This window comes from Microbacterium sp., from assembly GCF_043427715.1.
Taxonomy (GTDB): Bacteria; Actinomycetota; Actinomycetes; order Actinomycetales; family Microbacteriaceae; genus Microbacterium.
The window spans coordinates 1-9,874 of sequence record NZ_JBHWTD010000004.1 but is presented as its reverse complement, the minus strand read 5'-3'; the positions used below and the strand labels follow the sequence as shown (position 1 = coordinate 9,874).

The 9,874-nt window shown below is 71.4% G+C and carries 9 protein-coding genes; 2 read left to right on the top strand and 7 right to left on the bottom strand.

Translation table 11 applies throughout. The annotated features are described in order from the left end of the window. Together ACHFGS_RS00625 and ACHFGS_RS00620 are read right to left on the bottom strand one after the other, a co-directional pair. Positions 1-732: YhgE/Pip domain-containing protein (locus ACHFGS_RS00625; RefSeq protein WP_394289042.1), on the bottom strand; the 732-nt coding region annotated here is incomplete at its 3' end. Further along, on the bottom strand, positions 729-3,557 hold the full coding sequence (locus tag ACHFGS_RS00620) for an MMPL family transporter (protein WP_394278313.1): 2,829 nt from the start codon (positions 3,555-3,557) through the stop codon (positions 729-731). The genes ACHFGS_RS00625 and ACHFGS_RS00620, both read right to left, overlap by 4 nt. A gap of 114 nt (positions 3,558-3,671) precedes the next feature. Here ACHFGS_RS00620 and ACHFGS_RS00615 point away from each other — a divergent pair, with 114 nt between their 5' ends. Further along, positions 3,672-4,265 carry a TetR/AcrR family transcriptional regulator gene (locus ACHFGS_RS00615; RefSeq protein ID WP_394278314.1) on the top strand — a complete coding sequence of 198 codons (594 nt, stop codon included), beginning with the start codon at positions 3,672-3,674 and terminating at the stop codon, positions 4,263-4,265. A gap of 12 nt (positions 4,266-4,277) precedes the next feature. Here the strand turns inward: ACHFGS_RS00615 and ACHFGS_RS00610 are convergent, their stop codons facing one another. From ACHFGS_RS00610 to ACHFGS_RS00590, 5 genes are all read right to left on the bottom strand, one after another. Further along, on the bottom strand, positions 4,278-5,267 hold the full coding sequence (locus tag ACHFGS_RS00610; protein WP_394278315.1) for an o-succinylbenzoate synthase: 990 nt from the start codon (positions 5,265-5,267) through the stop codon (positions 4,278-4,280). 97 nt (positions 5,268-5,364) lie between these two features. Then, positions 5,365-6,180, bottom strand: coding sequence for a DUF1206 domain-containing protein (locus ACHFGS_RS00605; protein WP_394289041.1), 816 nt, complete (start codon positions 6,178-6,180; stop codon positions 5,365-5,367). A 196-nt stretch (positions 6,181-6,376) separates the two neighbouring features. Then, complete coding sequence (locus tag ACHFGS_RS00600) at positions 6,377-7,720, bottom strand: DUF222 domain-containing protein (RefSeq protein WP_394289040.1); 1,344 nt, start codon at positions 7,718-7,720, stop codon at positions 6,377-6,379. A gap of 138 nt (positions 7,721-7,858) precedes the next feature. Continuing rightward, entirely contained in the window at positions 7,859-8,278 is a 420-nt protein-coding gene (locus ACHFGS_RS00595) for a hypothetical protein (protein ID WP_394278114.1), read from the bottom strand. Between the two features lie 52 nt (positions 8,279-8,330). Beyond that, positions 8,331-8,744: a glucose-6-phosphate dehydrogenase gene (locus tag ACHFGS_RS00590; protein ID WP_394278113.1), complete on the bottom strand. Its 414-nt coding sequence runs from the start codon at positions 8,742-8,744 to the stop codon at positions 8,331-8,333. A 136-nt stretch (positions 8,745-8,880) separates the two neighbouring features. Here ACHFGS_RS00590 and ACHFGS_RS00585 point away from each other — a divergent pair, with 136 nt between their 5' ends. After that, a complete protein-coding gene (locus ACHFGS_RS00585) occupies positions 8,881-9,783 on the top strand; it encodes a 1,4-dihydroxy-2-naphthoyl-CoA synthase (protein ID WP_394278112.1) in 903 nt (300 codons plus the stop codon). Positions 9,784-9,874 lie beyond the last annotated feature (91 nt).

Genomic DNA, 9,874 nt, shown 5'->3' with positions numbered 1-9,874 from the left:
GTCGGCGAGCGTCGACGCGCCGGTCGCGGCGCCACCGGCACCGCTCGCGAGCGCACGGATGCCGTCGGCGAGGGAGTACGCGCCGTCCGCTGCGGAGACCGCGCCGTCGGCCAGTTCCTGCGCGCCGTCCGCGGCGGTGCCGGCGCCGTCGGCGAGCTCCTGCGCACCGTCAGCCGCCTCGCCCAGCTGGTCGCCGAGCGTCGTGAAGCCGAGGAGGACGTTCTCGAGGTACGTCGTGGTGAGCTGCTCGCCGAGGACGGCGGCCGCGGTCTGGGTGACCTGCGTCGTGATGGCGTCGTCGACGATGCGGCTGTCGGCGGGGGTCGTCAGCTCGATGGTCGCCTTCTCGGGGGTGCTCCCCGGTGCGGTCGAGGTGGCGGCGGCGGAGAAGTTCTCCGGAATCGTGACGATGGCGTCGTAGGTGCCGTCGGCGAGACCTTCCGCGGCATCCTCGTCGTTGCTGATCGTCCACGTGAGGTTGCTGTCGAGCTCGTCGGAGCCCTCCACCAGCCCTGCCGTGAGCAGTCGCCCGAGTGGGGTCAGCTGCCCGTCGATCTCGACGGGCTCGTCGTCGTTCACGATGGCGGTGTTCATCGCGTCGAGCCGGTCGGTGGGGTTGTACAGCGCGGCGACGAGGATGCCGCCGATGATCGCCGGCAGGAGCAGCACACCCAGCAGGGTGAGCCACGTCACCGGGCGACGGGTCTGGGAACGTTCGAGCGAAAGCGTCATGAGGGGATCACCTGGGTGTCGGTGCGGGTGGCGGACGTGGTGCTGCGCAGCTCGAGGGTGTCGATCTGCGTGCGGTGGGCGTCGGTGAGGACGGCGCGCGCGGCGCCCAGATCGCGAGCGGATGCCACGACGGTGAGCGATCCGCCGCGTGCGGCGACTCCGGCGGCGGCGTCCCGCAGCAGGGCGGCGGCCTGGTCGCGGTCGCTGCCGCCGAGGCGGTCGAGGCCGGCGACCACGACGAACCGGGTGCGGCCGCGGAGCGCCCGCCGGAGGTCATCCAGGGGGGTCTCGGAACCTGCGAGTTCGGCGACGCCGACGTGGGCACGCACCCAGGCCGCGCGGCCGGGGAGCAGGTGCCCCGAGACGCGGAGCAGGCCGTCGGTGATCGGCACGCGGCCGGCGACGGCGAGCAGGAACGCCCGGGAGGCGTGCGGGTCGGCGGCGTCGACGAGCAGCGTGCCACCGTCCTCGAGACGCACGCTGGCGCCGTCCACGAGCACGACGTCGTCCTGTGCCGTGCGACCTTCGGCGCGGATGACGAGGCCGTCCGCGGCGAGTGCGCCGGTGTAGTCGGGCGCGGGCCAGTCGGCGTGGGCGCGCTCGTGCTCGACGGCCTCGCCCTCGATGTCGACGGCGGGGAGGATCCGCTCGAGCCATCGCGGCATCCACCAGGCCTTCTCGCCGAGCAGCGCCATGACGGCCGGCACGAGCGTCATGCGCACGATGAACGCGTCGACGGCGATGCCGACGGCCAGGCCCAGCGCGATCGGTTTGATCGAACTGTCGCCTTCAGGCACGAACGCCGCGAAGACCGCGAACATGATGACCGCCGCGGCGACGACGACGCGCGACGAAGCGGTGAAGCCGCTGCGGACGGCCTCGACGGCCATCGCGCGGGTGCCGACGCCGCCGTTCGCGCGACGGGCGTGGATGAAGTCCTCGCGCATGCGGGAGACGAGGAAGACCTCGTAGTCCATCGCGAGGCCGAACAGCACACCCATGAGGATGATCGGCATGAAGCTGATCACGGGTCCGGTGCGCGTGACGTGCAGCGCTTCGGCGAGCCAGCCCCACTCGAAGACGGCGGCGACCGCGCCGAACGCGGCGAGGATCGACAGGAGGTAGCCGAGCGTCGCCTTCAACGGCACCCAGATGGAGCGGAACACGACCATCAGGAGGATGAACGACAGGCCGATGACGAAGATGCCGAAGGGCAGCAGGGCGGCGCCGAGGCGATCCGAGATGTCGATGCCGACGGCGGTGAAGCCGGTGACCAGCAGGTCGACGCCGTACTCGTCGAGCCACTCGTCGTGGTGCGAGCGGATCTCGCGGACGAGGTCGGCGGTGGCTGGGTCGTCCGGGGCGGTGGTCGGGATGATCTGGATGAGGCCGGTGTCGGCGGTCTCGTTGGGCGTCGCGAGGATGACGCGCTCGACGCCCGGGATGTCCTCGATCTCGGCCTTCAGGTCGTCCATGAGGCCGAGCGGATCGGTCGAGGTGACGATCGTGCCGGTGACCACGAGCGGGCCGTTGGCGCCGGCGCCGAAGTACTCGGCGTTCAGGTCGTAGGCCTGTCGCGCCTCGCTCTCGGGCGACTGCACGCCGGCGTTCGGGAGGGCGAGGCTGAGGCTCGCGGCGGGGATCGCCATGATGCCGAGGCCGACGACGACGGCGACCGTCGTGATGACCGGATGCCGCGTCACGAGCATCACCCAGCGGTTGGTGCGCGGCGGCGCGGCGGGGTTCACGCCGGGATTCTTCACGCCAGGCGTCTTCACGCCGGCGCGGAGGGCGCGAGTGGGCCAGCCGGCGACGCGCTCCTTCGCGAACCCGAGGAGCGCGGGGGTGAGGCTCACGGCGACGAGGACGGCGACGGCCACGGCGGCGGCCGCCGCGATGCCCATCGTGGTGAGGAACGGGATGCCGGCGAGGCTCAGCCCGATGAGGGCGATGAGCACCGTGACGCCGGCGAAGACGACCGCCGAGCCGGCGGTGCCGGTCGCGCGCGCGGCGGATTCCTCGGGGTCCATGCCGTTTCGGACCTGGTCCTGGTGGCGCGCGACGATGAACAGGGCGTAGTCGATACCGACCGCCAAGCCCAGCATGATCGCGAGCATCGGGGTGACGGAGGAGATCGTCGTGACCGCGGTGGAGACGTAGATGCCCGCGATCGCGAGGCCCACGCCGATGAGCGCGCTGACGAGGGGGAACCAGGCGACTGCGAAGGAGCGGAACGTGATGATGAGGACGAACAGGGCGACCACGACACCCACCGCCTCCACGATCGACAGGGCGGGGATCTCGGTGGCGAACAGGTCGCCGCCGAGCGCCGAGGTGGTGCCCTCCGGCATGTTCTCGCGGAGGTCCGCGACGGCGGCCTCGACCGCGTCGATCGTCTCCTGGGTCACGTCGGTGGACTGCCCGTCGAACTGGATCTGCACGAGTCCGGCGCGCTCGTCGTCGGAGATCAGGCCGTCGACCAGCTCGTCGTAGGGGGAGGTGACCGCGGCGACGCCGTCGACGTCGGCGAGTTCGTCCGTGGCATCCTCGATCGCCGTGCGCAGCTCGCCGTCCTCGACGGTCTCACCCTCGGGGGCGACGATGATCAGCTGCGCGCTCGCGCCGCTGGCCTGCGGGAACGTGCGGTTCAGCAGCTCGATGCCCTCCTGGGCCTCGGTGCCGGGGATCGTGAAGGAGTTGTCGGTGCCCTTCATGAAGAGGGCGACGCCACCGCCGACCATTCCCAGCAGCACGAGCCAGGCGATCAGCACCCGCCACGAGTGTCGATACGCCCATCGGCCGAGGGTGAAGAGAAGAGTGGACACGGGGCGCTCCCAGCGGTGGTGGTGGTTCAGGAGGGTTCGATACAGCGCTGTATCCGATACACAGGTGTATCCTAAGCCCGTCCGTCGAGGTGAAGTCTGAAGAGTGGGTGTGAAGTGGCGCGCAGTCGGGAGAACACTCGAGCACGTCTGCTCGAGGCCGCTCACGAGGTGTTCGGCGAGGTCGGTCTCGGAGCCGCCTCGGTCGAGGCGATCTGCGAGCGTGCGGGGTTCACGCGCGGGGCGTTCTATTCGAACTTCGAGTCGAAGGACGAGCTCTTCCTCGCCCTGATCACCCAGCTCGCCGAAGCCAAGCTCGACGAGGTGGCGGTGCGCGTGCGCGGGCTGCCCGCCGGGGGCGAGCCGGCCGATCTCGTGGGGCAGATCGCCGACGTCTCCCTGGCCGAGCGCATGGAGCCGCAGCTGTTCAGCGAGGTCCGCACGCAGGCGCTGCGCGATCAACGCCTCGCGGAGGCGTACCTGGCGTGGCGCGCGCGGGTGCGCGGGCGGGTCGAGGCGATCATCGTCGAGGTGAGCGAGAACCACGGCCTGAAGATCCGGATGCCGGTGGACGCCGCCGCGCAGCTGCTGCTCGACATCTCCGAAGAGACGGCGGTGCAGGCCGCGCTCGAGGGCCGCAGCAAGGAGGAGGTCGGCGCCGCGCTGCAGTCGCGGCTGGTCCAGCTGGTGACGCTCCTCGTCGACGCCTGACGGCCAGGCTGCTCAGGCCTGCGCGGCGAGGATCGCGTGGCAGCGACGGAGGCGCTCGAGCCACCACTCCCGACGCTCCGCCGGCGCGGCGACGGCCGCGAGGGATCCCTCATCGGGGGTGACGCGACCCGTCGGCAGCGCACCCGCGGAGGCGCGCAGCGGAGTGGTCGTGACGTCCGCGGTGAACAGTGACGCCGTGCCGAGGCCGCAGTCGTAGTCGAGCCCGGGGAGGGACGCCGCGAGCGCGACTCCCATCGACAGCCCGATGGAGGTGTCGAGGGCGCTGGAGACGACGGCCGGCAGCCCCGCCTCGGCGACGATCTCGAGCGCGCGGCGCACGCCGCCGAGCGGCTGCGCTTTGATGACGAGGAGGTCTGCGGCGCCGGCGCGCGCGACGGCGAGCGGGTCGGTCGCCTTGCGGACGCTCTCGTCGGCGGCGATCGGGATGCCCATGTACTTCACGCGGCGGCGCACCTCGGCGAGCTCCTCGACGCTCGCGCACGGCTGTTCGACGTACTCGAGGTCGAACTCCGCGAGCGCGTGGATGGCGTGCTCCGCCTCGTCGACGTTCCAGCCGGCGTTCGCGTCGATGCGCACGCGTCCTTCCGGCCCGACTGCTGCGCGCACGGCGCGGACCCGGGCGACGTCGTCGGCGAGCACCTGGCCGCGTTCGGCGACCTTGACCTTGACGGTGCGGCATCCGTCGAATCTCTGGAGGACCTCGGGGACGGATGCCGCGGGCACGGCCGGCATCGTCGCGTTCACCGGGACCTCGGTGCGGGCGGCGGCGGGGAGGGGGTGCCAGCCGAACTCGAGGGCGGCCGCGAGCCAGGTGGCGGCCTCGGCGTCGTCGTATTCGACGAACGGCGAGAACTCGGTCCAGCCCTCGGGGCCCTCCAGCAGCAGCGCCTCCCGGACGTCGACCCCGCGGAAGCGGGTGGCGAGCGGCAGCGCGACGACGCGGGCGGTGCCGAGGAGGTCGTCGAGGGAGGGGAGGCTCATGGCTCCATCCTGCCGCGCGGGGTGGGCCCGTGGCATCCGGATCTTCTGTCGGCCGCTGTCGCGTGGCGCGCTGCTGGGCGGGCGGCGTTCGGGACTGTCAGAGGCGGGTGTAGCGGGCGCGGTAGAACGCGTAGATGCCGTAGGCGATCCAGCCGGCGCCGATGACGACGAGCAGGATCATGCCGGCGGGGAGGTCGGCGAAGGAGCGGAGGGCTCCGTCGAGGCCGGTGGACTTCTCGGGGTCGTTGGTGACGCCGCCGATGATGAAGAGGACGCCGACGCCGGCGAGGGCGACGCCGCGGGCGATGTAGCCGACGGTGCCGAGGATGCGGCCGACCTTGCCGGCGGTGCCGGAGGGGAGGTTGAGGTCGCGTTCGAAGCGGCGGGTGGCGCCCTTGAAGACGAGGTAGCCGGCGACGCCGAGGAGGCCGATGCCGATGGCGACGACGAGGAAGACGCCGCCGGGGGTGGCGAGGAGGTCGGCGGTGAGGTTGCGGGTGGAGCCGGAGGAGCTGGCGGAGCCGCCGGCGGCGATGGTGCCGGCGGTGCCGGCGAGGGCGAGGTAGATGACGCCCTTGGCGGCGTTCTTGACGATGTGCTTCAGGCGGTCGCTGCCGGCGTCGGCGGAGCGGTCGAGGAAGGCGCTGAGGAGGTGCCAGAGTCCGAGGGCGGCGAGGCCGGCGGCGGCGGCCCAGAGGAGGAAGACGCCGCCGGGCGCGGAGGCGAGCTGCTGGAGGGCTCCGGACTGGTCGGCTGAGCCGCCGCCGGAGCCTCCGCCGACGGCGAGGGAGATGGCGATGATGCCGATGAGGATGTGGACGACTCCGCTGGCGGCGAATCCCGCGCGAGCGAGGGTCTGCACGGCCTTGCTGTTCTTCGCGCCGTGGGCAGCGCGTCTCGCCGATGAGCTCATGCCGTCAGCATATTGAGGCGGTGCATCTTCGCTCGGGTGGTTGACGTGGGGGCGCGCGAGAAGGCAGGGGGTGGGCGCGGTGTGGTGCACTGCGGGTCGGACACGGTGCGGGCGGGTGGGGCGCCGGCCGGCGATGCTCGGACGTGGCGCGCTGGGCCTGCCCTGCAGCGGCGCGTGACGCACCGCCTGACCCGGTTCAGAAGGGTGCGGGTGTGGTGTCGGCAGGGGTGAACGCGACGGCCGGGGTGGGTGCGTCTTCGCGATAGGTTCTGCCGAGGGGTGAGGTCCATTCCAGGACACCACCCGAGAGTTGTCGGACCCGCCAGGCGGTGAACTGTTTCATCGAATGGTGTCGTTGGCACAGGTGACCCAGGTTTCGGGTCTGAGTTCTCCCACCGAGCGCATGGTCGATGGTGTGGTCGACTTCGCAGCGGATGGCGGCCATCCGGCATCCGGGGAACCGGCAGTGCTGATCACGGGCCTGTAGGTACCGGCGCATCTTCTGCGGCACCCGATACGTGTCGACCTCATGCACCGTGCCGGTCACGGGGTCTGTGAACAGTCGCTCCCATGCCGGCTGATCCCCGGCAAGACGTCGAACCGTCTTCGCGTCGATCGCCGCCCGTCCGACGAGATCAGCGGGGCCATCATCGCTGCCGGTGAGACAGCTCGCTGTCACGACGACCTGCACGCGCGCACGGATCGCGCCGAGGGGCCCTGCGGTGGTGTCGCGGGTGTCGTCGAGCGCGGGGGTGCCGGTGAGGAGGAGGTCGGCGAAGATGTCCGCACGGACCTGATCGGTCGAACGGGCGTCGGTTGCGGCGGCCTCAGCCCGGGATGTTGCCGCGTCGGTGTCCGCAGGCTCGCCGTTCGCGGCACGCTCACCACGCGTGTCGATCACCGCACGCGCCTGCTGGGTCAGCCGGTCATGGATCCCCTCGGCGATCACCGTCGGGAGCGTCGCGATCAGGTCCGACATCCCGTCCCGACCCGGAACCAGCCGCACACACCGGCCCGCGGCGGCTTCGACGTGTCGTTCGGTGAACGAGCGCGGGTGCATCCGCTGCGCAAGGATCTCCAGCCCCGGCCGCACCCGGTTCGGAGTGTCCTGCTCGCACCGCGCAATCGCGGCCGCCTCGAACTCGGCCCGCATCTCCACCGGAACAACAGAACCGGTGTCGACGATGACGAGGACGTGACCACGGGTGATCCGTCCGGTCTCCCATGCCGCCACCGACGCGGGGTAGCCCTCGATGATGGTGCGGGCTTCGTCGATGCGGCGCTGGACGGTGCGGTCCGTGATCCGCATCACCCCGCCGACTTCGGCGGCGATGGAGCGGAGCGCCATGTCCTGCGCGGCGACCTTGCGAGCGACGCCGATGGTCTGCGACTCTGCCAGTTGACCAGCCTGCGCGAGCACCCTGAGCTGCGCGATCTGCACCGAGGTCATCTGTCGTTCGACGCTCTCGACCTGATGCACGATGCCCGCGAGCGACGCGAGATACGCGTCCGATCCGGGGGTCTCTGGCGTGCTGGTCATACCCCCATTGTGGTGAGGGCCTCCGACATCGAACCGGAGCGCGATTCGCACCTTCCTAGCTGGTGCCGGCGGGGGCACTGCGAGCACGATATCGCCCGCGCACCCCGCCCGCACCCACACCCACACCCGCGCCAACCCTCACGGCCGCCAGCGCACCGCGTCCTCACAGAACGACGTGTCAGCGGCCTCGGTCACCAGGCACGCCCCGTCGACCAGCATCCGATCGCCGATCGGCTCACCCAGCTTGACCGTCACCGGGACCACGTCGTTGCCCTGACACGTCGCGGCATCCGATCGGTTGTCGGCGACGGGTGTCGTGATGACGATCCGGTCGTCCTCGGCCGTCACCCGCGGACCGAGAACCGTACCGGTGACGCCGCTCGCGCACTCGAGGCGCGTGACGCCCACGTCGATCGACGTGCTCTCGGGCGACGGCGTCGACTGCAGCTCCCAGACGGCCGTCTCACCGGCGGGAAGCCCGGGCGCCGCGCATCCGGCCAACGCCAACGCCAGTCCGACCATCGCCGTGGCGGTCACCCGCCGCGTTCGTGCACCCATACCCGTCAGTGTCCCGGACGGGACGACCGTCTCGCGACGGGAAGAAGACGGCTCAGCTGACCTTCTGGCCGCACATCCCGCAGACGCCGGTCGCGGACACCTCGACGAAGCAGTCGGGGCACATCGCGCGCACGACGTCGAGCGACGGCGCTGGGCGCTTCGGTGCGGTGGTCCGCTCGGGGCGCGCCTTCGGCGCCGATCCGCGAGGCCTGTCCGGTCGCGCCGCGGAGGGAGCGGGCGGCGGGGGAGCGCTCGGCTTGTGAGCGACGCAGTAATAGCGGACGAATCCGGCGTGATTGTTCGGATGCCGGTGCTTCACGACCCACAGTTCGCTGCGGTCGTGCGGCTCGACGGTGGCGGGGCATCCCACGCACCGGGTCGGCTCTCCGGGCACGGCCTCCGCGGCCAGCAGCGGGACCTCGAACGGAAGGGCGTCCCGCCAATCGGATGATCTCGTGATCTTCATGGCAGGCCCTTCCGCGGCATCCGTCGGGTCGGAACGCCGCCCTACAAGCTTCGCACGAACGCGGACGGGGCGGCGCCGGAGAGCCGGGGCGCGACAGCACCCGGCCCATCTCACCCGCCCCGCGTAGGCTGGGCGCGTGACCGTCTCTGAGCTCTTCGACCCCGCCGAATGGACCCTCGCACCGGGCGCCGAGGCCTACACCGACATCACGGCGCACGTGTCGCTCGACGGGCGCATCGCGCGCATCGCGTTCGACCGGCCCGAGGTGCGCAACGCCTTCCGGCCGCACACCGTCGACGAGCTGTACCGCGCCCTCGACATCGCACGGCAGGACCCGAAGGTCGGGGTCGTCCTGCTCACCGGCAACGGTCCGAGCGCCAAGGACGGCGGCTGGGCGTTCTGCTCCGGCGGCGATCAGCGCATCCGCGGCCGCGACGGGTACAAGTACTCGGAGGACGTGGCATCCGTGCAGGATCCGGCCCGCGCCGGCCGCCTCCACATCCTGGAGGTCCAGCGCCTCATCCGCTTCATGCCGAAGGTCGTCATCGCCGTCATCCCCGGCTGGGCCGCCGGCGGCGGGCACTCGCTGCACATCGTCTGCGACCTGTCGATCGCCTCTGCCGAGCACGGCCGTTTCAAGCAGACGGATGCCGATGTCGGGTCGTTCGACGCCGGTTACGGCTCTGCGTACATGGCGCGTCAGGTGGGCCAGAAGGTCGCGCGCGAGGTGTTCTTCCTCGCTGAGGAGTACTCCGCGCAGCGCGCCTACGAGATGGGCGCCGTCAACCGCGTCGTCCCGCACGCCGAGCTCGAGCGCGAGGCGATCGCGATGGCCCGCACGATCCTCGGCAAGTCGCCGACCGCGATCCGCATGCTGAAGTTCGCGTTCAACGCGATCGACGACGGGATGGTCGGCCAGCAGGTGTTCGCCGGCGAGGCGACGCGTCTCGCGTACGGCACCGACGAGGCTGTCGAGGGCCGCGACGCGTTCCTCGAGAAGCGCGACCCCGACTGGTCGCCGTACCCGTACCACTTCTGAGCTCCCGTGCGTCTGCAGCCCCTCGCCTCCGACGACCCGCGTGACGTGGTCCGGGCGCTGCGCGGCGCGGTGCTGGGCGCCGGTCCCACCA

Excerpts from the sequence above, each read along its gene's own strand:
- ACHFGS_RS00610 (WP_394278315.1), bottom strand. The coding sequence starts at position 5,267 with ATGAGCCTCCCCTCCCTCGACGACCTCCTCGGCACCGCCCGCGTCGTC.
- ACHFGS_RS00605 (WP_394289041.1), bottom strand. The coding sequence starts at position 6,180 with ATGAGCTCATCGGCGAGACGCGCTGCCCACGGCGCGAAGAACAGCAAG.
- ACHFGS_RS00600 (WP_394289040.1), bottom strand. The coding sequence starts at position 7,720 with ATGACCAGCACGCCAGAGACCCCCGGATCGGACGCGTATCTCGCGTCG.
- ACHFGS_RS00595 (WP_394278114.1), bottom strand. The coding sequence starts at position 8,278 with ATGGGTGCACGAACGCGGCGGGTGACCGCCACGGCGATGGTCGGACTG.
- ACHFGS_RS00590 (WP_394278113.1), bottom strand. The coding sequence starts at position 8,744 with ATGAAGATCACGAGATCATCCGATTGGCGGGACGCCCTTCCGTTCGAG.